Source organism: Bartonella sp. AP30XZML, assembly GCF_042195945.1.
In the GTDB taxonomy this organism is placed as follows: domain Bacteria; phylum Pseudomonadota; class Alphaproteobacteria; order Rhizobiales; family Rhizobiaceae; genus Bartonella.
The window spans coordinates 1-25,519 of record NZ_JBHIPJ010000019.1 but is presented as its reverse complement, the minus strand read 5'-3'; the positions used below and the strand labels follow the sequence as shown (position 1 = coordinate 25,519).

The window sequence follows — 25,519 nt, the reverse complement described above, 5'->3', positions numbered from 1 at the left end:
TTGTAATGAAACCGTGAACATTTGAGTTTTTATGAATCGCCCGAGATTTATTTATTTTATTTGTGCTTGTTTATGTGTGCTGGTTGCTATTGTGGGGATTTTCACACTCAGCAATATAGTTTACGATCATCCTACATCAGTCCAATATCATCATACAGTTGCCAAGAATGATATATTTCAAGAAAAACAAAAAGCACCTGATGTTTCCCTATCACTAAATAGCCGCCTTCAACAAGGCAATTTTGAAAATGGCCGTAAAATTTTTCGCCAATGTGCCATATGCCATACTGCTGGACGCAATGAAGCAGGGCGTGTTGGTCCAGTTCTCTGGAAGATTGTTGACCGCCCTTTGGCATCAGCAGCAGGTTTTACTTATTCACGGGCATTGCGTGCTCATTCTGATCAAAAATGGGATTTTATCACTTTGGATCGTTATCTACGTTCTCCACGTGAAGCTTTTCCTGGGACTATTATGTCTTTTCGTGGAATTAAAAATGACCAAGATCGTGCCGATCTTTTGCTTTATTTACGCAGTTTATCCGATCATCCTGTTCCTTTACCAATGGATAATAATAAAGCGAACGAGCCAAATTAACTTATACCATAGATGTTAACTTTAGAAAGAAGTCTGATTTTTTTGTAATTTTAGTTTCATAGTTTTATAAAAAGAGCTCTTATTGATGTTTTGTTAGGGGGAACGCCCCTCACGCAAAACAGAACACATTTAACATTGCATATTGACTCGCTTATTTTAAAGAGCTCTTATATAAAAATGCACTCTTTACGCTGTCATCTGCGGATTGGTTTTCAAGATTTGTGTGCTTCACTTTTTCTACATATACTTGTCTGTGAAATTATTGCTGAAGGATTATCAATTCATGAGCCGCAGCTTTCTGCTTCTGAATGCAATAATTATGTAATTAAAGCTCTCCATGAAGTTTATCTCAATCCTTCTATACACATCAATCCCTATGTACTTTTACATCAATTCCCATGTATTTTTCTTATGAACAGAGATAATTGATTGTTCTTATACGTGCAATAATCCTAAGCTGCATTTTATGATGCTTGATGAATAGACGTTTTCTCTTGAGGTTAGAGATGTATGGACAGATCATTGACCTTTTATAGTATCGATCACTAAAATATGACTTAGATTATTTATAGGTTATGGTTTGAAGTAAGCACTTTCATGTGAAACAATTTTTATGTGTGAATAGTAAAATAGTTGAATAGAGTTCTGCTGATTGTATTTTTATCTACGTCGAAAATTTTTTACACAAGAATACTGATAGCAGCTACGTTCCCACGAGTCTCTGTCCATTTATAGACGATGACATGAAATTATGATGATAATCCATTATAGAGAATTATTTTTTCACAAAAGGTTTGCCATATTTGTGATAAATTTAATAGGTTTCATTGGTTACAATGTTTCGATGACTTGCGATAAAATAATTAGTATTTCAATACATATTGCGAGAGTGCTAAAAATTAGTGGAAGAGAGGACATAATCATGATTCTCCAAGCTCCTTAATAACTATGGTATTTTCTTTATAATTTGAGCGTTTATAAGTAATAATATTAAATTGCGCTAATAATCCATTATAGAGAAGAATCTTTCCTACTAATGGCTCTCCGATGTTTGTGATCATTTTAATAACTTCCATTGCTTGTAGGGTTCCAATAACGCCAGGTAAAACACCGATGATTCCAGTTTCAGCGCATGTTGGGATAGTCCCGTGAGCTGGAGAGGTGGGGAATAAATCGCGATAGTGAGGATTATTGTCTTTATATGGCATAAGGACGGTTAATGAGCCATTAAAACGTTCTACAGCACCACTTATTAAAGGTTTTTTACATTGGGCAGCGTGATCAGCAAGAAGATAGCGTGTCGTAAAATTATCACTTCCATCAACAATGATGTGGTAAGCATTGAGCAGTTTATCCACATTACTTTTGTCTAAGCGTAGGGTGTGTTTTTCAACTATAACATGGGGATTTATTGCTTTTATAGTGGTTTCAGCACTGTCTGTTTTACTTTTTTTGATTGCATTTGTTTTATGAATAACTTGGCGTTGTAAATTGGAAAGTGAAACGATGTCGTTATCGACAATTCCAAGAGTTCCAACACCTGCGGCAGCCAAATAGGTTAAGACAGGAGCACCAAGACCACCAGCGCCTACAACAAGAACACGTGCTTTTTTTAGCTTTTGTTGCCCTGCACCACCAATTTCAGGCAAAATGATGTGGCGTGCATAGCGTTCGATTTCTTTGTTGTTTAATTTTATATCTGTTTCTTGTGTCATAAATTTTCTCTTGTCATAGTTCTTTTATTGTTTACTAAGTTTATGATGCATAGACCAGTCTGCTTTTAGGATAGAGAGGATTTATTTATGAAAATTGCCATTCAGATGGATCATATTTCAACAGTTCGGATTCAAGGAGATACGACATTTGCACTCGCTTTAGCAGCCCAAGAACGTGGACACTCTCTCTTCCATTATACACCAGATCGTTTATCTCTATACGATGGTTGTGTGATTGCACGACTAGAGCCATTGATTGTACATGATAAAGAGGGAAGCCACTATCGATTAGAAAAGCCTGTTCGTACGGAATTAACAGATATGGATGTGGTTCTTTTACGCCAAGATCCACCTTTTAATCTCAATTATATCACAACAACTCATTTGTTAGAACGTATTCATCCTAAAACACTCGTTGTGAATGATCCGGCATGGGTACGCAACAGTCCAGAAAAAATTTTTGTTACTGAATTTTCTGATCTGATGCCAGAAACATTAATTACCAAAGATATTGAAGAAATAACAGCTTTTAGAGAGACATTTGGCGATATTATTGTTAAACCACTTTATGGAAATGGGGGCGCTGGTATTTTTTATTTAAAACAAGATGATCGCAATTTAGCATCATTGTTGGAAATATTTGCAGAAATTTATCACGAACCTTTTATTGTTCAGCGCTATTTAGAGGCAGTACGAAAAGGAGATAAAAGGATTATTTTGCTTGATGGTACACCTGTTGGAGCTATTAATCGAATTCCGACAGAAACAGATGTGCGCTCTAATATGCATGTTGGAGGTCGCGCGGAAAATGTGGAGTTAACAAAACGTGATTATGAAATTTGTGAACGCATTGGTCCAGCCTTAAAGGAACGCGGTCTTCTTTTTGTGGGGATTGATGTGATTGGAGATTATATAACAGAAATTAATGTGACGTCTCCTACGGGAATTCGTGAAATTAAACGCTTCTGCGGTATAGATGTTGCTCATTTGTTTTGGGATGTTATTGAGTTCAAGCGTTCAAATGAATTTATTTGACAGAGGACAAAAACATGGTTTTAAAAAAATGATCCATGTTGTTTTTTATATTTGTTATGTTGCAAATGTGAACTAGAATGACCGTATGATATAAATTAAGAGGCTTTGTTTTCAATTTTTAGGGAGTTTATAGATGAACAAAGTATTATCAATTGGAGTGGGATTGATTTTTGCGCTACTGCTGTCAGCAAATGGAGGCAATGCGCGCGATCAAATACAGATTACTGGTTCATCTACAGTTTTACCTTATCAAAAGATTGTTGCTGAAACATTTGGAGAAATTTATCCCCATTTTAAGGTTCCTGTTATCGAATCGGGAGGAACAGGAGCTGGTATTAAGGAATTCTGCCGTGGTATTGGGGAGAACACTGTTGATATTGTTAATGCTTCGCGAGCAATGAAACCGAGTGAATTACAGTCTTGTTTTGATGCTGGTGTAAAAGATGTTGAGGAAATACGTATTGGGTATGATGGCATTGTTTTTGCAACTGATATTAAGGGGCCTGATTGGAAATTACAGCCAGTAGATGTTTATAAAGCCCTTGCTGCTCGAATTATTATAGACGGAAAGTTGCAACCGAATAATGTTTTGAAATGGAGTGCAGTTAATAGTGCTCTTCCTGATTGGACGATAGCAGCGTATATTCCTGGAGAGAAGCATGGGACACGTGAAGTTTTTGAGGAAAAATTACTTACTAAGGGGTGTAAAGAGAGTGGGGCAGTTGAGGTGATGAAGTCTTTAGGAATGGATGATAAGGAGATACACACTGCTTGTATTGCGGTACGTAAGGATGGAAAAGCGGTTGATATTGATGGTGATTATTCTGAAACATTTGCGCGTCTAACTTCTAATAAAACAGGGGTTGGTATTTTTGGTTTGTCGTTTTATCAAAATAATGCTGATAGGCTAAAGGTTGCCGATATTAACGGTTTTGCGCCAACAGTTGAGACGATTTCTAGTGGACAATATCCAGTTTCTCGTCCGCTTTTTTTCTATATTAAGAAAGCACATTTAGGTATTATTTCAGGTTTGCGAGAGTATGTTGATTTTTTTCTTTCTGATCAAATGATTGGTCCAGAGGGTCCTTTGGCTGAATATGGTTTGATTGTTTCTCCTGAAAAGGAACGTCAAGCACAGCGTTCTGATTTTTCTGCTGGTCGAGTAATGACATTGAAATAATTTGCAGGGAAAATTTGTTGGATTTCTGAGATAGGAAATTTGGGTGCTATTTTTTTATAAAAACTGAAAGATAAAATGCGCATTTCCTTCATTGTTTTGCTATTATTGATTTTTGGATTTTGTGGCTTTTGTATTTCTTATATGCGAGCACGCATTCTTGAATACAGACAACATAAAATGCATTCTCGTGCGTATTATTATGGCTGGTGGACATTTTTGATTACTGTTATTCCAGCTTTTATTTTTTTAATTGTTTGGGATGCTGGGAGTACAATTTATTTAGAATATAATGCTTCTCGAGAGCTGGGGGCGTATAGTGCGCATGTAACAGAGTCTGTAAATCACGATCTACTTTGGGAGACACTTCGAAGTCTCGTCAAAAAGATTCATCGTTTTGAGGGGAATCTTTCTACCGCTTCCTATAAGGAAGTGCAGGCACAATTACTCGCGAAGGGATTGATTTTACCCGATGAAGCATCAGATGATGTGTTCAAAATAGCACAGTCGTGGGTATTTTCTTCTGAAAAGCTTAAATTTATAGGTTATGTTTTCCTTTTTGCTATTGCGTCCTTTGGTTTTATTTGTGGAATGATGCAAATTGCGCCTCATCAACGTGCGCGTAATAAGGTTGAATCTTTTATTATTATTGGATTGATTTGTGCATCTATTGTTGCAGTCTTGACAACAATAGCCATTGCGCTTTCTATGCTTTTTCAGACAGTAAGCTTTTTTCAGTCTGTATCCTTTTCAAATTTCTTTTTAGGAACAGTTTGGGATCCGCGTTTTTCCGCGAGCGGTTCCAGCGATGAAGTAGGACAATTTGGTTTAATACCGCTTCTTGCTGGTACGCTTTATATTGCATTTGTTGCCATGCTTTTTGCTGTACCTATAGGACTATTTTCAGCTCTTTATATGGCGGAGTATGCTTCTGCGCGATTGCGAGCAATTGTAAAACCATTGTTAGAAGTTCTTGCTGGCATTCCAACGATTGTTTATGGCTTTTTTGCTTTGAAGGTTGTGGGACCATTTTTACGTGATCTTTCTGCTTCTCTCTCAGACGGGGTTAGTTTTATTATGGCACAAAGTGTTTTGACCGCTGGAGTTGTGATGGGAATTATGTTGATACCTTTTGTTTCCTCTTTATCGGATGATGTTATTACGGCTGTTCCACGCATTTTACGTGAAGGTTCTTATGGTTTAGGCGCAACGCAATCTGAAACAATTAAAAAAGTTGTTATACCAGCAGCGCTTCCAGGGATTATGGGGGCCATTTTGTTGACGGCATCGCGTGCAATTGGAGAAACAATGATTGTGGTTTTGGCGGCAGGTGTTGCAGCAAACTTAACACTCAATCCTTTTGAAGCAATGACTACGATGACTGTTAAGATTGTTAATCAATTGACCAGTGATTTTGAGTTTAATTCTCCACAAACTCTGGTGGCTTTTGCCTTAGGGATGACGCTCTTTGTTATGACACTTTTGATGAATATTCTAGCTCTTTATATTGTGCGTAAATATCGGGAACAATATGAATGAATGAAGATTTTTTTCCTCGTCGCAATATTAGTCTCAATCGTCGGTATTGGGCTGAACGTCGTTTTCGTGCCTATGGTTTGATTGCCATTTTTATTGGTTTGTTTTTTTTATTTGCGCTTTTATGGTCTATCATTAGTCAGGGTTATACAGCTTTTTTTCAAAGTGAAATGACATTGTCGATTTATTTGGATGAAAAGATCATTGATCCAAGTGGTCAACGTAAAACAAAACCACAAGTGCTCATGACGGCGAATTATCCACTTCTTGTACGCAATGCTTTAGCAAAGAAACTTAATATCAATCAAAATGATCGAGCCTCTCTTCGAGACGTTAACCGTATGTTTTCGAATGGTGTCCGTGTTCAACTGCGTGAAATGGTGACAAAAAATCCAAAACTGATTGGCACAATGCAAAAAGTTAAAGTTTTGGCATCTGCGGATATTGATTCTGCTTATAAGGGACAGATTGATTTGCGTGTAGCAGAAAAAAACCGTAAAGTTTCTAATCGACAAATAGAATGGATAAAGCGTTTAGCGCATGATGGTACGCTTTATAAAACATTTAATATTGGTTTTTTTACATTTGGCGCTTCAAGTCGTCCTGAGACTGCGGGATTAGGTGTTGCGATCATTGGTTCTCTTTATATGATAGGCATCGTTTTATTAGTTTCACTTCCAATAGGTATAGCAACGGCTCTTTATTTAGAAGAATATGCACGCAAAAATAAATTTACAGATTTTATAGAGGTTAATATCAATAATCTTGCAGCTGTTCCTTCAATTGTGTTTGGTCTTTTAGGACTCTCTTTTTTTGTTAATTTTTTAGGATTACCACGTTCAGCCTCTTTTGTTGGTGGTCTTGTTTTAGCGCTCATGACTCTTCCCACGATCATTATTGCAACACGTTCTGCTCTGCGTGCTGTTCCTCTCTCTATTCGTGCAGCAGCTTTGGGGTTGGGAGCATCAAAAACACAAATGATTTTTCATCATGTTGTTCCTTTAGCTGCGCCTGGCATTTTGACAGGCACAATTATTGGAGTCGCTCAGGCTTTGGGTGAAACAGCTCCTTTGCTTTTGATTGGAATGGTTGCTTTTGTTGTTAATATTCCTACGACCCCCATGGATCCAGCAACGGCTTTGCCTGTTCAAATTTTTATGTGGGCGGGTGAAGCAGAGCGTGCTTTTGTTGAAAAGACATCAGGTGCTATTATTGTATTGATGATTTTTCTTGCGATCATGAATATTTCTGCGGTTTTTTTACGTCGACGATTTGAACGCCGCCAGTAATTTTAATAAAACAACAGCTTTGATAAGATTTTTGTAAGGTGAATTTTTGTAATGAAGATTAAAATGCGCGGTCAGGATGTGAAGGTTTCTTACGGAGATAAAGAAGCACTCCACGGTATTACACTTGATATTCCTGAACATCAAGTAACTGCTTTGATTGGTCCATCAGGATGCGGAAAGTCAACTTTTTTGCGTTGTTTTAACCGTATGAATGATACAATTGAAGGCGCTAAAACAACTGGTCTTATTACCTTAGATGGGGAGAATATTTATGACACACGGATTGATGTTGTAGAATTGCGCGCTCGTGTTGGAATGGTTTTTCAAAAGCCCAGCCCTTTTCCAAAATCTATATTTGAGAATGTTGCGTATGGTCCACGCATTCATGGTTTAGTTAAAACACGCTCTGAATTGCATGATGTCGTTGAAAAGAGTTTGAGGCAGGCAGGTTTGTTTGAAGAAGTAAAAGACCGCCTTCATGATCTTGGAACAAGTTTATCAGGGGGACAACAACAGCGTTTGTGTATTGCACGTGCTATTGCGGTTAGTCCTGAAGTTATTTTGATGGATGAGCCATGTTCAGCTCTTGATCCCATTGCGACAGCACGGATTGAAGAGCTTATCGATGCGTTACGGCAAAATTATACAATTGTTATCGTAACGCATTCCATGCAACAGGCCGCACGTGTTTCTCAATATACGGCTATGTTTCATTTAGGGCATTTGGTAGAAGTTGGTGCGACTGAAATGATCTTTACCTCACCAAAAGAGCAACGGACGCAAGATTATATTACGGGGCGTTTTGGATAGGTGAATTGAGGAGTGTAAGATATGTCTATGAAACATACTGTCCGTTCTTATGATGCAGAACTAAAATATTTAAGAGTAAGGATTACAGAAATGGGGAGCCATGCAGAAAGGATGATTGAACGTTCTGTCGCATCGGTTGTGTGTAGTGATCTTCAACTTGCAACGACAGTGATTGCCGATGATGTGTTTTTAGATGAAGCAGAACGTGACATTGATGAAAAAGCGGTTGCTATTATTTGCAAACGCCAACCGATGGCTGTCGATTTGCGTGAAATTATTGGAGCCATTCGTATTTCTTCTGATCTTGAACGGATTGGGGATATGGCAAAAAACATTGCTAAAAGGACTATTGCACTTTCAGAAATACGTCAATCTGCTTCTGTTTATCATGGGCTTGAAACAATCACAGCTTTAGCACTCAATCAATTAAAAGAAGTCTTAAATGCTTATACGAGTCGCCTATTAGAGCGTGTTGACGCGGTGCGTGAGCGTGATGAGAAGATTGATGCTTTGTATACTTCTCTTTTTCGTGAACTTTTGACGTATATGATGGAAGATATGCGCAATATTACGGTTTGTACGCACTTACTGTTTTGTTTAAAGAATATTGAACGAATTGGTGATCATGTTACTAATATTGCTGAAATGCTGCATTATATCATAACGGGTTACCATATGTCCTCTGATCGTCCTCGCGATGACCTTACTTATAAAGTTGGGGTAGGTGAGAATAAAATAGATTAAAATTTCTCTTATATATATAAAATCAGTTTGTAGATATATGAGTATTCTCTTATAGTGCAGCTATAGAAAGAATAAGATAACCATCTATGGAAAAGCACAAAGAAGCAACAAAGAGTTTTTTCAGAGAAGCATGGCAGATTGTTAACTCTTGGTTTGACATATTTGTATATTGGATGATATCATCACTCGTATTGTGGCAGGAGGGGAGTTTTCTAGGGGATTTCCTTTCAGATCATTTTGTTAAAATTTTATATTAAAGGGGATATCTGTATTATTTTTTCGTATGTAGAAGAAGTGGATAGTGTTACTTTATTGTAATTGAAACGTGTGGGTTATTATAGCCTATATTGAGCCATGAAGAATAACAATATCGATCCGCAAATTAATAGTTTTTTATTTTTTATTTTGCATAGATACTTTTTGATTACCTCTTGTATTAAAATTTTACTGAGTGGTAACAATTAGCTATGTACTTTATTGAGAGATACATTTAAAGCTCATTTCAAGACTTGAATATCTCAGAGATTATAGGAATGTGTTGCATAAGATGAAAAAAAATCGTTGGAATGTTTTTGTTACCTGTTGTGTAGCGCCGTTAGTTGTTGTGGGATGTGCTTCAAGTTATTTAGATGCTGGAAAAGTAGATAATAATAAGACAAAAACGGTTACATATCCATTGACAGAGCGTCAATGTCTTATGCGAGCGATGTATTTTGAATCAAATCGCACAAGCCGTGAAGGAATGATTGCCGTTGGAACGGTTGTTATGAATCGTGTTAATTCAACCGCCTATCCTAAGACGATTTGTGGTGTTGTTGGTCAATATAGGCAATTTGCTCCTGGTGTTTTAACGCGTCCTATGACGGAGAAAGCATCTGTTGCTCGTGTAAGAGAGGCGGCTGATGCCGTTTTACGGGGTGAACGAGATAAGAAAGTTAAACACGCTAAGTTTTTTCATACCGCTGGTTTGTCTTTTCCGTATAAAAACATGCATTATGTTCAGGTTGCAGGGGGAAATGCTTTTTATGAAAAACGATCACGTGATGGAGAACTTCAAGTTCCTACAAATAATCGCCCTTATGATGTTGCTTATGCTTTTGCTCAAGAACGTTCTGGTCATGCGCCAAGCTTTATAGATGAAGGCTTAGAGAGTAGGGGAGTAAAGGCAGAGAAAAGTACATCTCCTTTGACAGAAGTAGCACAGTCCAAGACGGCACATCCTGCTCCTTTTGCTATGGTACAGCTTGATAAAGTTCCTATTCCTGCCTATGCACCTCAACATCTAGCTAGGAAAGAGGAAAATAAAACGATTATGGCTTTACCTTCATCTGATCAGTTAAATGCAATTGTTGCAATGTTAGAAAAACGACACAGGAACTAGTAAGTTTTTCATGACCAAAGAAGGATGATATACCCATTGCGGTTTATGAATTAAGTGAATTTTAGCGATAATGATACGCATAAATATACGTAGAGAAAGCGAACTCAAAGGATCTGAAAAACAATTTATAATATGACGACATAAAGAACGCATTCTATTTAAAGAAGGGTATTGGTAATGTACTTTGATATTCATGAGACAATTTCGCCTGAAATGCTTAATCGTCTTGCAGAAATTACAGTGAAAGTGGGGTTGAATTTACAAGAGGGGCAGGATCTTGTTTTAACTGCTCCAGTTTCAGCGTTACCTTTTGTTCGGCGTATTGCATATCATGCTTATAAGGTTGGTGCTGGTGTCATTACACCAATTTTTAGTGATGATATGTTATCGCTTACACGGTTTGAAAATGCCCATACAACTAGTTTTGATTGTGCCCCTTCTTGGCTTTATGAGGGAATGGCAAAGGCTTTTGAAAATGGGGCAGCGCGTTTAGCGATTGTTGGTGATAATCCTTTGCTCCTTTCCAATCAGGATTTTGATAAGGTTTCACGTTTAAATAAAGCCACTTCAATAGCTTACCAGCCGGCACTCAAGCAAATATCAAATTTTGCTATGAATTGGTCGATTGTTGCTTATCCAACAGCAGGATGGGCTGAGGCAATGTTTCCTTCTTTACCACTTAATGAGGCGATTAAAAAATTAGCCGATGCAATTTTTTCTGCTTCACGTGTTACAGGAGAAGATCCGGTGCAGGCGTGGACTGTCCATAACGAGAATTTAAAGAAACGATCATCTTGGCTTAATGAGCAGCGTTTTTCTGCCTTACACTTTACAGGGACAGGGACTGATTTAACTGTTGGTTTGGCAGATGATCATGAATGGCATGGTGGTGCATCCGTTGCTCAAAATGGTGTTATTTGCAATCCGAATATTCCGACAGAAGAAGTTTTCACGACTCCTCATGCTCATAAGGTTGAAGGTTTCGTTCGCTCAACAAAGCCCCTTTCCTATCAAGGAACTCTGGTTGATAATATTGAAGTACGTTTTGAAGCAGGGCGTATTGTTGAGGCTCGTGCATCAACAGGCCAAGAAGTTTTACAGCAGGTTTTGCAAAGTGATGAGGGTGCAAGCCGGTTGGGCGAAGTTGCCCTTGTGCCCCATTCTTCACCAATTTCTAAGAGTGGCTTCCTTTTTTATAATACCTTATTTGATGAAAATGCTGCATGTCATATTGCTTTAGGGCAGTGTTATTCCAAATGCTTTTTAGATGGGGCATCATTGACGTCAGAAGAGATTGCAGCACGTGGTGGGAATAAAAGTGTCATTCATATTGACTGGATGATTGGTTCTGATGAAATTGACATAGATGGCATTACCCAAGATGGTGTAAGAGTTCCTGTATTTCGTAAGGGTGAATGGGCTTAATTTTGTTACCATAAAACACGGTCATTTGAGGTGGGGTGGGATGTAAGCCTCATTGATACGTTAAGTATTTTAGAGTGTGTGGTATATATTCAAGGCAGGGTTTGGCCATAAAGCCTTTAGTTAAATGACTCACATGAGTAGGAATCCAAGTAAAATCCACTCATCAAGAATTTGTTTAGTAGATGTAGAGGAAGTCTTCGTTCTTTGAGGGGTGGGAAGAAGTCAATTTATCAGAGATACGATTGGAAAGTGTATAATTATTAAAGAAGAGTAATGCCTGAGCTTCCTGAAGTAGAGACAGTTCGTCGTGGACTTGAGTCCGTTGTAACTGATGCAAAGATAGTATCTGTCAAACTTAATCGTAGAGATTTGCGCTTTCCTTTTCCTGAGGCTTTTTCTGAGCGCCTTATTGGCAGAACAATTATAGAACTTGGCCGGCGTGCGAAATATTTATTATTTCATCTTTCTCAGGATGAAACGATTTTAAGCCATTTAGGAATGTCTGGTTCATGGCGTATAGAGAATGATTTTTTAAGAAAAGCTTGTTTAGCGTCAAGTAAATTAGTTAAACATGATCATTTTGTCATGGAGATTCAGACAAAGAATGGTGACGTTTATCGTCTTATTTATAATGATGTGCGTCGCTTTGGGTTTATGCTTTTAGTCGATACGGATAAGCTTTATGAACATCCACTTTTAAATAAGCTAGGTCTTGAACCTATGAGTAATTCGTTTTCTGGTCGTTATTTACAAAAGGCTTTTGTTAATAAAAAAATGTCTCTCAAGGGTGTTTTACTTGATCAGTCTATTGTTGCAGGTCTTGGGAATATTTATGTTTGCGAAGCACTTTGGCGGAGTCGTTTGTCTCCACAACGTGGTGCATTTACATTGGCATCAAAAACGGCACGTGCACGTGAATTTGCAGATTCTTTAGCACAAAATATATGCAATGTGATTTCTGAAGCCATTTTGTCTGGTGGCTCTTCTTTACGTGATTATATGCATATAGATGGTTCGCTTGGTTATTTTCAGCATACTTTTTCAGTTTATGGACGAGAAGGCAAGCAATGTTTGGAATGTGGAGCGCCTATTATGCGCATTTTACAGGCTGGACGTTCAAGTTTTTACTGCTCACAATGTCAAAAATGAATAAGGTGTCTTGCAAAATCTTACAAGAGGCTTAAAGTCATCGCATCTATAATATAATTACACAAGGCTTGAAAGGTTTTTTTATGCTGAATAAAGTACTAACACATCTTGATGGAAATATAGAGAAGAGCCTTGAACGCCTTTTTTCTCTTTTACGTTTTCAATCGATTTCTACAGACTCGGCTTACAAGGATGCATGTCGTAAAGCAGCTGATTGGTTAGTGGAGGATTTAAAAAGCATCGGTTTTGAGGCTTCACGCCGTGATACGCCGGGGCATCCAATGGTTGTTGGGCATCATCCAGGACCTTCAGATGATTGTTTGCATGTGTTGTTTTACGGACATTATGATGTTCAACCTGTTGATCCATTGAGTTTATGGGAGGATGATCCATTTACGCCTTCTTTAAAAGAGAGAGATGGAGAGAAAGTTATTTGTGCTCGTGGAGCTTCAGATGACAAAGGTCAGTTGATGACTTTTATTGAAGCATGTCGTGCATTTAAGAAAGAAACAGGGCAGCTTCCTATTAAAGTTACTGTTTTATTTGAGGGAGAAGAAGAATGTGCTTCTCCTTCCCTTATTCCTTTTTTAAAAGCAAATACAGATGAACTTAAGGCAGATTATGCATTAGTTTGTGACACGTCAATGTGGGATGCGGATACACCATCTATTGCTCTTTCTCTTCGGGGAATTATGGCAGAAGAGATTATTATCACAGCAGCGAATCGTGATTTGCATTCTGGTTATTTTGGAGGAGTAGCAGCTAACCCCATTCGTATTTTAACGAAAATCTTAGCAGGACTTCACGATGAAAATAATAGGGCAACACTTCCTGGTTTTTATGATGGCGTAGAAGAAACACCTCCACAGATTTTACAATCATGGAATGCACTTAATTGTACTGCTGAAAATTTTCTTGGTCCTATAGGACTTTCCGTTCCAGCTGGTGAAAAAGGGCGGAGCATTTTAGAGCTTGTATGGGCACGTCCTACCATGGAAATTAATGGTATTAGTGGCGGCTATGAAGGGGAAGGGATGAAAACAGTTATTGCTTCTCAAGCGAGTGCAAAAGTATCGTGTCGTTTGGTGCATAAGCAAGATCCAGAGAAAATACGCCAAGCGTTGCGTGATTATGTACGTAGCTCAATTCCTGCTGATTGTAAGGTTGAATTTAAGAATCACGGTTCTTCTCCGGCACTTCAGATTTCTGATGATTCATCTTTTATCAAGGAGGCGAAGGATGCCTTATCACAAGAGTGGGAAGTGCCTGCTGTCTTGACAGCCATGGGGGGCTCGATCCCAATTGTAGCAGATTTTCGGTCAATTCTTGGTATGGAAACTCTTTTGGTTGGTTTTGGACTGGCTGATGACCGTATTCATTCTCCTAATGAAAAGTATAATTTAAAATCGTTTCATAAGGGGCAGCGGTCTTGGGCGCGTATTCTTGCTGCTTTAGCAAGTAGGAGGGTAAATGGCTGAGATTCGCGTTCATCAAGGTGATTTACCAAACTTAGATAATTATCAAACTGATGCTGTTGCGATTGATACTGAAACTTTAGGATTACAACCCCATCGTGATCGTTTATGCGTTGTTCAGCTTTCTTCTGGAGATGGTACTGCTGATATTATACAGATTGCTAAAGGACAAAAGAATGCACCTAATTTGGTCAAGCTTCTTGAAGATAAAGCAGTCGTAAAAATATTCCATTTTGGGCGTTTTGATCTTGCTATTTTAGCACATACATTTGGTGTTATGCCAGAGGCTATTTTTTGTACAAAGATTGCTTCGAAACTCACGCGCACTTATACGGATCGTCATGGCTTGAAAGAAATTTGTAATGAATTGCTGAATGTGAATATTTCTAAACAGCAACAATCTTCGGATTGGGCGGCAGAAACGTTATCACAGGCACAAATTGAATATGCTGCGTCGGATGTGTTATATTTGCATCGTTTAAAGGTTATATTTGAAGAACGTTTAAGACGTGAAGAGCGAGAAAATGTTGCCAAGGCATGCTTTCAATTTTTGCCTATGAGAGCTAGGCTTGATCTTTTAGGATGGGCGGAAGTTGATATTTTTGCGCATAGCTAACTTTAAAATTGGCTTTTAAATGGAGTTAATTATTGATGTGAGAGGACAAAATGCTTGTACATTATGGGCATTTTATCCTCTCATCTTTACCATCATTTTTAATTCTGCTTTACGACTTTCAAAAGTATTTAAAGCGATGTCTGTTAAATAATAGAGATTACGCATTGCCTCATGCTTTTTTAATGGATTTACGTTCTTCATGTAAAACAGAACGCCCTAAACGGAATATATTTGTGTTGCTAATTCATGTACTTTTTGTAAAGAAACAGACACCCAAGTTCATTTTACGGCGGTGCTCATAAAAGATATAACGATAAAGCCTCCAATACCAATATAAAATCTATTGAACACTACCATCTTACGCTTATAGAGTTAACAAGCCGCTACTATCACACATTTTGCCAACACCCAATTTTGCGACAACCCTTGGCACTGGAGACGTTTCATAAAAGGCATTTTTAGTCCTTTATTGTACAGTTTCACTCCACATAGGCTTCCCCACTTGTAATGTACAAACAAATGGTTTTGGTTGATTAAACATGAGGAAGATTTGGAATGAAAGGGTTTTATGGTATTCGGAGTTCTAATTTAATATGGACAACGCTATATTATCATTATAAATCAATATATTATATGATTAATATATAAAGATAACCACGATTATACTGAACAATGCAAAGAACGACACCTAGAAAGTGACCTAGAAACAAGTTAGCAAGGAATATGCTTTTACCAAGTTAAAATGTTATAGTAACTTTTGCGTTTAAATGACTTTATAAGATAAAACTCCTTTTTTCAAGAGTCTTATCCATATATCAACCTCATTTATGACATGTAAGCGAATAATTTTGCTTAATGTATAATGAGCGAATTTAAAATAAGATAATCTTATGATACTGAGAGCGCTCATTCAATAGGGGGGATTTATAAATCAATATGTTGATATGACATTTGTGTAGTTTATTCTCCCCAGACGATATTTTGTGCTTTTATGCATTGCCAAACAAGTGATTTCTATGTTTGTAAAGTGGGGCAATTTGCATTTATTTTAAAATTAAAATGCTTCAAAGCCTTGTTTTTTGAGGATTCTCACTTTTTATCTATAAACATGCTATTTTTTCTGGAAATTTGCAATGAAGACACTAGATAAAATCCATTATGGATATTTATACGAGGTTAAATTTATGAACATAAAATATTTTATTACGGCTTTTGCTACGTTTGCTTCAATCTCTGTAGCTCAGGGTGCTTCTTTCTTGTCTTCTCAAAAGTTAATAGAGGGTATACCTTCTCTTGTTCCTCCTAGAGATCTTTTTTCTAGTGAACAGTTGAGCAAGATCTTCTCTGAAGTTGTTCAAATGGAACTTTCTTGCACGCATAACAACCAATGCATAACAGCAGCTGAGTTAGTACCTGTATCATATTCTGGTAAAAAAAGATTTCAAAAGCCTAAAAAAGGATTAAGGAAAGGAAGACGACCAGATTTATTTAGACGAAGTCCAATGAGTTATTAAAAAGTAAGAAAACAACATCAAGAGGTCTAACGTATGATCGGGAATTGAAGAGAGGAGATATTTTTTATCATTTGAAAAGTGGAGGAGCAGTTGTTCGCAAAGGGTATTATAATTGTGTACGGAGGGGGTGAAGAGTACTATTTGGAAAAGATATGGGGAGGTGGATTTCGGTGCAAGAATACTCTGTATAATGGCAATCGCTCGTTACAAAATTCATGGGTTTGGATAAATATAACCTCCCGATTTTGGGTTACGCTGTTATACTGTAAATACTGTCATTTAAGCGTGACTATACAGCGCATATAAAACTCCTTGATAAGTGTTTTTAGAGTAGGGCTTGTCCAGAGAGCCTTTAGTTAAGTGAATCACATAAGTAAGGAGTTAAGAAAAATCCTCTTGACAAGAAACTAAGCTGTTTGCAGAGAGGATCTGAGAGGATACTTCATCAAAATCGAGTGAAGCAACAAAAATGTTAAACTTTTGATCTTTGATGGTATGCTTCGACTACAGTTTATAAAATATTCATTTGTCTATGATTCAAAATATCAGATATTTTTTCTGCCAAATTCATGATTTTTAAAGCAAGGTGTGGTGTGAAAACTTTAAGAAAGATTTCTCGTTTTTTCAGCTTTAAGGAGATTTCTATATAAGTTTTAATGTTTATCATACCGGTTGTCTGTCTTTAGGCATTTTTTTCAATTTAGTCTTGTAAAGGAGTATGAAATGATATCCTACAAATAAGGCTGAAGCTCTGAAAAGATTTACTATAAGGTTGAGAGAAGAAAAAAATGGTAAGTATGTCAAAAAGGCATAAATGCCTAAATTAAAAACAAAGAGCAAGTGTAATGAAATTGCATGTAATCTTGTTGCAGTCCATGGGGTAGTGGAGATCTTGTTTTATGCGGTATAAGCATTCTTTACAATGAAGAAAAAACAATCAAAGAGCTATTCACACACTTGCTCGTTTGTGAGGTGCAGGGGGATGGTTTTGGTTTCTTTAATATAAAAAGGCTTAAGATAAGAACATCTTCAATATTGCAGACGAATTAATATAAAAAATATTTTTTCATTATAAATCAATATATTGTATTTTCATTCCAATAGCACACGCTTTACACGGAGGGTATTGTGACGCAGTTTTTTTACAAAATTTATAAAGGAGAGCAAATGTGAGAAAAAGAGATCATTTGTGCATGGGCATAGTTTTATTCTCATTTATTACAGATCAAGCAATTAAGGGTACTTTGATTGGCTTTTTGTTTTTTTTATAAGTGTATCATTTTTGCTACAGATATCTGAAGATGGGGCTCTATATGAAATGGTGTGTTCAAATAAATATTCAGCTATGGAGAGAAAATATGAATATGAAATGGTTAATAACAGCTTCTGCTTTCGCTTTTGTTTCAGCTTCAGCAGCACAAGCAGCAGATGTTATTGTTCCCCCAAGTCCAACACCTGTTGCTCCCGTTATTGTTGCTCCAACTTTTTCTTGGACAGGTTTTTATGTTGGGGGCCAGATTGGTGGTTTTTCGGGTAAAACGAAAATGGATATTCTCAGTAATGGAAAAAAGATTCCAGTACCTGATGACCTTTTGCCTAAACTATCTGGTTTCATGGGTGGTCTTTATGCAGGTTCCAACGTTGATCTTGGTAATGGCCTTATTCTAGGTGTTGATACAGATATCATGTGGTCTAATAAAGATGATACGAAGACAGGAAACACATATGTTATTGCTCCAAATCACATAAATTATATTAAGAAGATATTAACAGAATCTGGAATTAATATTGGTAAAGATGCGCTTGAACCTGGTGCTAAACGAACCCACAGTTTCACTTTTAAAGAAAAGTGGGCTGGTGCGACACGTGTACGTATTGGTTTTGCAGCTGAACGCATTATGCCTTATGTTGCTGGTGGTATCGCTTATACCCAGCTTCAAGATACTGCATTGATTTCAATAACAGGCAAAGATTCAGACAAAGTAATAGCTTCTGGTACCTTGTCTGATGAAACAAAGACCCTTGTTGGTTACACTCTGGGTGCTGGTGTTGATTTAGCAATGACCAATAACGTTATTGTCCGTGCGGAATATCGTTACTCTGATTTTGGGAAAAAGAAATTCTCAAATGATAAATATGAGACATCTTACAAAACCAATGATTTCCGAGTTGGTGTTGCTTACAAATTTTAACAGATGATAAGTTAAATAACAGAGGCGCCGTCTTTAACAGCGCCTCTGTTATTTTCTGTTGCTATATTATCACACAATACATAATTTATTGTGGATATGAAAAGATATTATTCAGGTTTTCTTAAAAAAATCATAGACAATAAACAAGAATTATATTTAAAAATCAATAAGTTATTTATATATATATCTTTAGGTTTCTCGTACAAAATCAAGCTATGAAGCGATTTTGTCTGGGATGTGCCCTCCATTTTCTGTGACTGTATCATTTTTACTACAGCTTTTCTTTCTGTAATCTTGTAGCACTGTGCTCATAAATAAATTAGGAGCAAAGTTTATGAATATAAAATCTTTAGTAACAACTTCTGTTATCGCTATAGCGGCAGCTTCTGCAGCACAAGCTGCTGATGTTGTTATCCCTCGTGAAACAGCCCCAGCAGTCATCACAGCAGCCCCTGCCTATTCTTGGACAGGTTTTTATCTTGGTGCTCAGATTGGTGGTCGTTCAATGAAATCTGACAAAGGTTCTAGCACTTTAGGTTGGCACGATCTTAAGCTTTCCGGTATGCTCGGTGGCCTATACACAGGTTACAATGTTGATCTCGGCAATGGTGTGATCTTCGGCTTGGATACAGATGTCTCTTTTATTGGTAAGAAAGACACAATTGATGGTATAACAATGGTTGTTGGACGGGCAACTGGTAAAAGTCTTGAGGAAATTAATAAACTCCTCAATGATGCTAAGATCAAAAAGAACGATGGTCTAGAAGTTGCAGCCATAGATGAGTACAAAGAAAGTATTACTATGAAAGAAAAGTGGTCTGGAGCTACACGCGTTCGCATAGGTTTTGCTACTGATCGTATCATGCCTTATATCGCTGGTGGTGTTGCTTATACGCAGATGCAGGGCATTTCCGCACTTGAAGTGAAAAAAGATGCTAATGCTGGTAAGGATGCTAATAAGGTTATTGCTTCTGGTAACGTATATGATGAAACAAAGACCCTTGTTGGTTTCACCCTTGGTGCTGGTGTTGACTTCGCAATGACAGACAATGTTCTGTTACGTGCAGAATACCGTTACTCAGACTATGGTAAAAAGAAATACTTTAAAGACACAGCTGAACTTCAATACAGAGTCAATGATTTCCGTGTTGGCGTTGCATACAAATTCTAATTTCGTAAAAAACGAAATAAACTTCCAAGAGGCTCTGTCAAAGACAGGGCCTCTATTCTTTTCTGTTGTTATATTATCACATACCCTATATTTATTAGGGGAGTAAAAAATATTATTTAGATTTTCTTAAAAAGATTTTTATAAATGACAGATAACAATTATGCCATAAAATCAATAATTTACACATACTTGTAACTTACAATTTCTTATGAAAATTTTTATGAAACGTGAAGTTATGAAATGACTTTATCTTGCGTCAGCTTTCGTTTCCTATAATTGTATCATTTTACTACAGCGTTTTTTTGTAGTCGTATAATACTGTGCTCGTAAATAAATGAGGAGCAAAGTTTACGAATATAAAATCTTTAGTAACAACTTTTGTTATCGCTATAACTACAGCTTCTGCGGCACAAGCTGCTGATATTGTCATTCCTCGTAAAACAGCTCCAACAGTTATCACAGCTCTTTCGTTTTCTTAGACAGGTTTTTATCTTGGTAGTTAAGTTGGCAACTTTTCAAGTCAAAGTTTATGTATTTGATTTTGAGACAAAAGAAAAAACTTTAGATAAAGATGCACTACTTATGCCTTCCGGTTTCATCGGTGGTATTTATTTAGGTTCCAACGTAGATCTTGGAAATGTTCTCATTCTAGGTGTTGAAACCGATGCAGTCTGGGCAGACCGAGGAGAGACGAAGACGGTCTCAAAGATTCTTGTGATTGATGATTTTAATGATAAATTTAAAGATGCTGGTGTCACATTGGATGAAAATGAAAAGTTTCAAAAGGGTGACACAGCAGTGTATCGCATTGGTTTCAAAGAAAATGGTCTGGTGCAACACGGGTTCGTGTTGGTTTTTCTGTCGCTGACAGCATTATGCCTTATGTGGCTGGTGGTATTGCTTATGCGCAAATACAAGGTGTTGGTAAAGTTTCAGGAACAAAAAAGTTGGGAAAATGGGTAAGCCAAGTAAAGAGTTTCTGCTACAGTATTTGATAAAACAAAAACGATGGAGGGTTTTATCCTTGGTGGTGGTATAGATTTCGCGATGACAGATCATATTCTGCTTCGTACGGAATACTGTTACTTAGACTTTGCTAAGAAGGAATTTAAAAAGGATTATCTTAAACTAGTCTACAAAAGCAATGACTTTCGTGTAAGTATCGCTTACAAGTTCTAATTTCATCAAAAGTGCAATTATGAATAAAAAGTATTAATAAAAAATTAAATTTCCAAAAGATATTGACTTTTAAAAAACCGCTGTTTTCTGGGGTTTTATTTGTATGATTGTGATATTTTTACTACAGCTTTTCTATCTGTAATCTTGTAAGGTCGTTTGATAGTTAATTTAGGAGCAAAATTATGAATACAAAATCTTTAATAGCAACTTCTATTGCCGCTTTAATTTCAGCTTCTGCAGCACAAGCTGCTGATGTTATCATCCCTCGTGAAACAGCCCCAGCAGTTATCGCAGCAGCCCCTTCGTTTTCTTGGACAGGTTTTTATCTTGGTGGTCAAGTTGGTAACTTTTCGAGTAAAACTAAAGTAACTATTCCAGGAGAAGATGAAGAACTTTTTAAAAAAGATAATACACCTAGTCCTTCTGGTTTCATGGGTGGGATTTATGCCGGATCTAACGTAGACCTTGGAAATGGTCTCATTCTCGGTGTTGAAACCGATGCAGTTTGGGCAGACCGTGAAGAATCAAAAACAGCCCGTGAATTGACTCTTACTGAAAAAAATGCAGCAGATTTTAATAATGCCCTTGAAAAAGCTAAGGTTGAATTAAAAGATCAGCAACGGTTTGAAATAGGTGACAAGGTAACGGAAAAGCACAGCTACAAAGAAAAATGGTCTGGTGCTACACGCGTTCGTATCGGTTTTGCTGCTGTTGACCGTATTATGCCTTATGTTGCTGGTGGTATTGCCTATGCGCAGGTACAGGGCATTCAATCAGTTACAGGAAAAGGAGAGAGAGCTAAGGTTGAGCAGAATGCTGATGTGGTGGAAAACCCACCAGTTAAGCAAAATGTAGATTTGACTGGTGGTACTTGGGCTGATGACACGAAGACAATGGTTGGTTTCACTATTGGTGGCGGTGTTGACTTTGCAATGACAGACAACGTTCTTTTACGTGCAGAATACCGTTACTCCGATTTTGGTAAAAAGAAATTCGCAAACGATACACGTGAATTCAACTACAAAACCAATGACTTCCGTGTAGGTGTCGCTTACAAATTCTAATTTCGAAAAAATGAAATTATCAGCACAAAAAATACTAAGGCCTCGTTTAACGGGGCCTTTATTTTATTAGCTCTCTATTTTATCTCTCTTAATCCCTTAATTTTTATTGGTATCATTTTGTATTATAAGGCTTAAAAAAATTTTTATATTATAAAAGGCGAATTAGTAGTATGCATCGATTTTATAACTACTTATTACATAAAATCTTATATTACGGCTATCATTTTACGCTTAAGTGAAAAGTATTTAATTAATCTCAGAAATAGGACAAGATCATAATCAGTGATGAACTTTAGTTTACTTTTATATGCCAGATTAGAGCGAGCGTATTGCGTATATCTGTTGGAGTAAGTTCTGAAACGGGAATACAGCCTCATTGGAGAAGAATATAAAGTTACAAAAAGAAAAACTAGTTTCCAACTTTATCATCTTCTTTTAATTTAGCTTTACGGTTTTCAAAAGCATTTAGAGTAATGTCTTTTAAATAATGAAAATGAAGATGATGCATTGTCTTACATTTTTGTTTATTGCATTTTTTAATGGGATCATACTCCTCATGCAAAACAGAACGCCCTAAACGGAATACACTTGTTGTTGTGTATTCACACATTTGTTTTAAAAAAATATTTTTCAAAGTACATCAATCTCACTTATGTCTTTGGAAATGATCNCGGGCTTAATTTATGTGAAGGGCAATGGTGCTTTACAAGTTGATGGGGCTTTGTTGAATGATTTTGGCACCATAATGGCAGAGGGTGATTTATCTTTTACCAATGCGGCTGGCAGCGGAAAAAGCCTTTCGCTTGTGAACAAAGCAGGCTTGATTCAAGCGGGTGGAAACTTAAATATCCAAACCAACACCCTGAAAAACGAAGCCGATAGCACGCCTGTCATCACGGAAAAAACGGAATATAGCGATATTTCTTTCCAAAAACCAAAGGGTTCTGATCAACTCAGTGATGGGATGTTATATCAGGATGGTCCTAACCTTTGGGGAAAAGGGCACGAACATCAAAGTCATACCGGACCTTTTAAAGGGCACGTAAAAATTTTCTTGGATGTTCCTCTTTGGTCGAGCAAAGAAGAAACCTATGGCACCGCAATTTCAAGCGATGGAACAGTCTATAAGGCTTTTGCTTGGGAATTTAAGCCTGTCTATGATCAAAAGTCCGTAAAGCGCTACCAATGGAATGGTTCTCGGCGGAAGGGAGGATGGTTTGGGTCAATAAACGAAAATTGGTCACACATGACAGAAAAGACTGTCACACAAGCATTTTCGCATAAACCAACTGTTTCGGGGGTAATACAATCTAGTGGCAATCTTATTATTAATGCTGATACCATTGACAACCATTATAGCTCTATGAGAGCAGGGGGAAATGCCGATATCCACGCCAATGTGCTGACCAATTTAGGTGCAACGGCTTATAAAAACACTTATCTTGGTTGTCAGGCTAATACAGACAGTTGTTATGGCTATAAAGCTGATGGAAGCCGCGATGTTTCTTTAGATATAGCCAATGGCAAGGATCGCCAGATTGGTTCAGAAGCTTTGGAGAGCGTTCCTGGTCTTGTCCAAGCGGGTGGCACTTTAAATCTGGTGGTCGATCAACTCAATAACACGGCAGCGGAAGGTTCGATTACAGGGGATGCACATTTTAAAGCACAAGCAGCTGAACGTAAACCACTGGAGGAGCTGAGTGGTTTAACCGGGGCTGGCGCTCTCTTTACACCAACAGTCGATCTCAATAATGCAGGGGAACTTGCTGAGGGGCTCCCTTTACCAAAACCCCAATCGGGGGGTGTTGGGGGCACGCTGCCCAACCAGAATTTCATTTATGAAACTAGGGCAGAATTCCTTGATGTCGGCAAGTTTTATGGCTCAGCCTATTATTTGAACAGAATTGGCTACAATCCTGATCGGGAGATTTTTTTCTTAGGGGATGCTTATTTCGAAAAGGAACTGATTGAAAAACAAATGCGTGATCTTGTGGGTCAAGGTTTGGGCAAAGGTTCCTTTATTCCTGGAAGTGATGCCATTGAACAAGTCAAAACTTTGCTGGATGTCGGGGCAGAATATGCAAAAGCACACAATCTCCCTTTTGGTGAGGCTTTGAGTGAAGAACAATTGGCGTCCCTAGAAGCGCCGATGGTGATTTATGTGCGCCAACAGGTCAAGGGCATGGATGTTTATGCACCGGTGCTTTACATCCCTGAAAAAGACAGAGCCTCCTTTGTTTCTGCTGGGGCTTTGATCATGGGCGATGATATCAATATCACCAGCCAGAATACCAGCAATTCCACGATAACCAATTCAGGGCGGATTGCGGCAAACCACCAATTGCATGTGCATGGCGGGGATATCTTTAGTCAAGGAGGGCATTTTGCGGCGGGTGGGGATGCTATTTTGCTTGCGGAGAAGAATATTCGTTTGGATGCAGGGCGCACAACGGTTGACGGCGTGGAGACCGTTTTAAACACCGAAGCGCTTTCTACTGGTGGCAATGCGACAGTTCTTGCCAAGCAAGATATCACAGCCTCAGGGGTGGAGATCACCACAGGGGGTGATCTTGCCATGGCTACAGAAGAAGGCAACTTGACGATCGGTTCAGCAGAAACCCATTACCATGATGAACAGGGTGATGCCACCATGCATCATAAATCTGCGTTAAACTCTGGTGGCTCGACGACACTTGCCTCTGGAAAAGATTTGAATATCTTAGGCTCTGATGTTCAAACAACGGATAAACTTCTCTTGCAAGCTGAGAGGAATGTTTCGATTGATGCCACACGCAACAGCATGGATAATCAGAGTGGGAGTGAAACATCTCATGTTGCCTTGCACAATGGCTCTCATCTAAGTTCTGGAAAAGAGACCACTGTTCTCTCTGGAAAAGATATCCATATTGCTGCTTCCGATATAGATGCCAAGGGTAATGTTGCTCTTGGCGCCCAAGGGGAGATAGCGATAGGGGTGAGAAACGATGAAGTGGAGTATCATCTTCGCACCAAAAACACGAAAGTGGACATGCAAGCCTCTCATGCCGTTGGCTCTTCGATAAAATCGGGAGGTGATACCACTGTCATTGCAGGGCAGGATGGCAAACCGCATGATCTTAGCATCACAGGTAGTTCCATTGCGGCTGAGGGCAAGGTGGGGCTGAAAGCCAGCAACGATGTCCTGATCAATAATGCAGAGGATAGCTTACATTATGAGATGTCGTACCATAAAGACGGTGGGGTGTTTAGTAGCAGCAAATCTGAGCATAACAAGATGGATGTGAGCCAAGTTGTGGGGTCAAGCATAACAGGGGGTGAAGGCATTGCCATTGATTCCGGAAACAACACGGAAGTTGTAGCCTCGACGCTCGTAGCCGGTAAGGCAGAGGAAACGTCAGGAGAGAAAGCACCAGGAGAACAGAAACAAGCGGATATTACTATTCACTCTGGGG

The 25,519-nt window shown here is 38.1% G+C and carries 21 protein-coding genes and 1 pseudogene; 18 read left to right on the top strand and 4 right to left on the bottom strand.

The annotated features are described in order from the left end of the window. The first annotated feature begins 31 nt into the window (after window positions 1-31). A complete protein-coding gene (locus ACFIL2_RS00635) occupies window positions 32-595 on the top strand; it encodes a c-type cytochrome (RefSeq protein WP_375680666.1) in 564 nt (187 codons plus the stop codon). 920 nt (window positions 596-1,515) lie between these two features. On the opposite strand, the gene ACFIL2_RS00630 is transcribed toward ACFIL2_RS00635, so the two are convergent. Then, complete coding sequence (locus tag ACFIL2_RS00630; protein WP_375636671.1) at window positions 1,516-2,310, bottom strand: molybdopterin-synthase adenylyltransferase MoeB; 795 nt, start codon at window positions 2,308-2,310, stop codon at window positions 1,516-1,518. A gap of 87 nt (window positions 2,311-2,397) precedes the next feature. On the opposite strand from ACFIL2_RS00630, the gene gshB reads away from it, so the two are divergent. The 11 genes from gshB (at window position 2,398) to ACFIL2_RS00575 (ending at window position 14,947) form a co-directional block, all read left to right on the top strand. Then, complete coding sequence (gshB, locus tag ACFIL2_RS00625; RefSeq protein WP_375634580.1) at window positions 2,398-3,345, top strand: glutathione synthase; 948 nt, start codon at window positions 2,398-2,400, stop codon at window positions 3,343-3,345. 133 nt (window positions 3,346-3,478) lie between these two features. Next, a complete protein-coding gene (locus tag ACFIL2_RS00620; RefSeq protein WP_375627631.1) occupies window positions 3,479-4,525 on the top strand; it encodes a substrate-binding domain-containing protein in 1,047 nt (348 codons plus the stop codon). A 75-nt stretch (window positions 4,526-4,600) separates the two neighbouring features. Beyond that, the gene (gene pstC, locus ACFIL2_RS00615) at window positions 4,601-6,061 is read left to right on the top strand and encodes a phosphate ABC transporter permease subunit PstC (RefSeq protein ID WP_375680665.1); all 1,461 of its coding nucleotides are present in this window, start codon (window positions 4,601-4,603) and stop codon (window positions 6,059-6,061) included. Further along, window positions 6,058-7,347 carry a phosphate ABC transporter permease PstA gene (gene pstA / locus ACFIL2_RS00610; protein ID WP_375634578.1) on the top strand — a complete coding sequence of 430 codons (1,290 nt, stop codon included), beginning with the start codon at window positions 6,058-6,060 and terminating at the stop codon, window positions 7,345-7,347. Before pstC ends, pstA begins: the two co-directional genes overlap by 4 nt. Window positions 7,348-7,398: 51 nt before the next feature. Further along, window positions 7,399-8,157, top strand: coding sequence for a phosphate ABC transporter ATP-binding protein PstB (gene pstB / locus ACFIL2_RS00605; RefSeq protein WP_375611792.1), 759 nt, complete (start codon window positions 7,399-7,401; stop codon window positions 8,155-8,157). 21 nt (window positions 8,158-8,178) lie between these two features. Beyond that, window positions 8,179-8,901: a phosphate signaling complex protein PhoU gene (gene phoU / locus ACFIL2_RS00600; RefSeq protein WP_375680664.1), complete on the top strand. Its 723-nt coding sequence runs from the start codon at window positions 8,179-8,181 to the stop codon at window positions 8,899-8,901. Between the two features lie 547 nt (window positions 8,902-9,448). Then, on the top strand, window positions 9,449-10,282 hold the full coding sequence (locus ACFIL2_RS00595; RefSeq protein WP_375634006.1) for a cell wall hydrolase: 834 nt from the start codon (window positions 9,449-9,451) through the stop codon (window positions 10,280-10,282). Window positions 10,283-10,459: 177 nt separating this feature from the next. Further along, a complete protein-coding gene (locus ACFIL2_RS00590) occupies window positions 10,460-11,707 on the top strand; it encodes an aminopeptidase (protein WP_375680663.1) in 1,248 nt (415 codons plus the stop codon). A gap of 273 nt (window positions 11,708-11,980) precedes the next feature. Next, on the top strand, window positions 11,981-12,856 hold the full coding sequence (gene mutM, locus ACFIL2_RS00585) for a bifunctional DNA-formamidopyrimidine glycosylase/DNA-(apurinic or apyrimidinic site) lyase (RefSeq protein WP_375634008.1): 876 nt from the start codon (window positions 11,981-11,983) through the stop codon (window positions 12,854-12,856). Window positions 12,857-12,939: 83 nt separating this feature from the next. After that, window positions 12,940-14,334 (top strand): M20/M25/M40 family metallo-hydrolase, encoded by a 1,395-nt coding sequence (locus ACFIL2_RS00580; RefSeq protein ID WP_375611787.1) that lies wholly within the window; start codon window positions 12,940-12,942, stop codon window positions 14,332-14,334. Beyond that, complete coding sequence (locus ACFIL2_RS00575; RefSeq protein WP_375618019.1) at window positions 14,327-14,947, top strand: ribonuclease D; 621 nt, start codon at window positions 14,327-14,329, stop codon at window positions 14,945-14,947. Before ACFIL2_RS00580 ends, ACFIL2_RS00575 begins: the two co-directional genes overlap by 8 nt. Window positions 14,948-15,019: 72 nt before the next feature. Here ACFIL2_RS00575 and ACFIL2_RS00570 read toward each other — a convergent pair whose 3' ends face one another. After that, window positions 15,020-15,148, bottom strand: coding sequence for a hypothetical protein (locus ACFIL2_RS00570; protein ID WP_375634011.1), 129 nt, complete (start codon window positions 15,146-15,148; stop codon window positions 15,020-15,022). Window positions 15,149-16,080: 932 nt separating this feature from the next. On the opposite strand from ACFIL2_RS00570, the gene ACFIL2_RS00565 reads away from it, so the two are divergent. The 3 genes from ACFIL2_RS00565 (at window position 16,081) to ACFIL2_RS00555 (ending at window position 19,824) form a co-directional block, all read left to right on the top strand. Continuing rightward, window positions 16,081-16,461 carry a hypothetical protein gene (locus ACFIL2_RS00565; protein ID WP_375634013.1) on the top strand — a complete coding sequence of 127 codons (381 nt, stop codon included), beginning with the start codon at window positions 16,081-16,083 and terminating at the stop codon, window positions 16,459-16,461. Between the two features lie 1,358 nt (window positions 16,462-17,819). Beyond that, on the top strand, window positions 17,820-18,653 hold the full coding sequence (locus ACFIL2_RS00560) for an outer membrane protein (protein ID WP_375618016.1): 834 nt from the start codon (window positions 17,820-17,822) through the stop codon (window positions 18,651-18,653). Window positions 18,654-18,987: 334 nt separating this feature from the next. Further along, on the top strand, window positions 18,988-19,824 hold the full coding sequence (locus ACFIL2_RS00555) for an outer membrane protein (protein ID WP_375680662.1): 837 nt from the start codon (window positions 18,988-18,990) through the stop codon (window positions 19,822-19,824). 289 nt (window positions 19,825-20,113) lie between these two features. Here ACFIL2_RS00555 and ACFIL2_RS00550 read toward each other — a convergent pair whose 3' ends face one another. After that, the gene (locus ACFIL2_RS00550) at window positions 20,114-20,284 is read right to left on the bottom strand and encodes a hypothetical protein (RefSeq protein ID WP_375634572.1); all 171 of its coding nucleotides are present in this window, start codon (window positions 20,282-20,284) and stop codon (window positions 20,114-20,116) included. 32 nt (window positions 20,285-20,316) lie between these two features. Between ACFIL2_RS00550 and ACFIL2_RS00545 the strand changes: the two genes are divergently transcribed. Together ACFIL2_RS00545 and ACFIL2_RS00540 are read left to right on the top strand one after the other, a co-directional pair. Beyond that, window positions 20,317-20,787: a porin gene (locus ACFIL2_RS00545; protein ID WP_375643056.1), complete on the top strand. Its 471-nt coding sequence runs from the start codon at window positions 20,317-20,319 to the stop codon at window positions 20,785-20,787. Between the two features lie 398 nt (window positions 20,788-21,185). Beyond that, complete coding sequence (locus tag ACFIL2_RS00540; protein ID WP_375634018.1) at window positions 21,186-22,067, top strand: outer membrane protein; 882 nt, start codon at window positions 21,186-21,188, stop codon at window positions 22,065-22,067. A gap of 409 nt (window positions 22,068-22,476) precedes the next feature. On the opposite strand, the gene ACFIL2_RS00535 is transcribed toward ACFIL2_RS00540, so the two are convergent. Further along, complete coding sequence (locus ACFIL2_RS00535; protein ID WP_375618013.1) at window positions 22,477-22,701, bottom strand: hypothetical protein; 225 nt, start codon at window positions 22,699-22,701, stop codon at window positions 22,477-22,479. 39 nt (window positions 22,702-22,740) lie between these two features. Here ACFIL2_RS00535 and ACFIL2_RS00530 point away from each other — a divergent pair. After that, window positions 22,741-25,519: pseudogene (locus tag ACFIL2_RS00530) on the top strand (hemagglutinin repeat-containing protein); the annotation flags it as partial.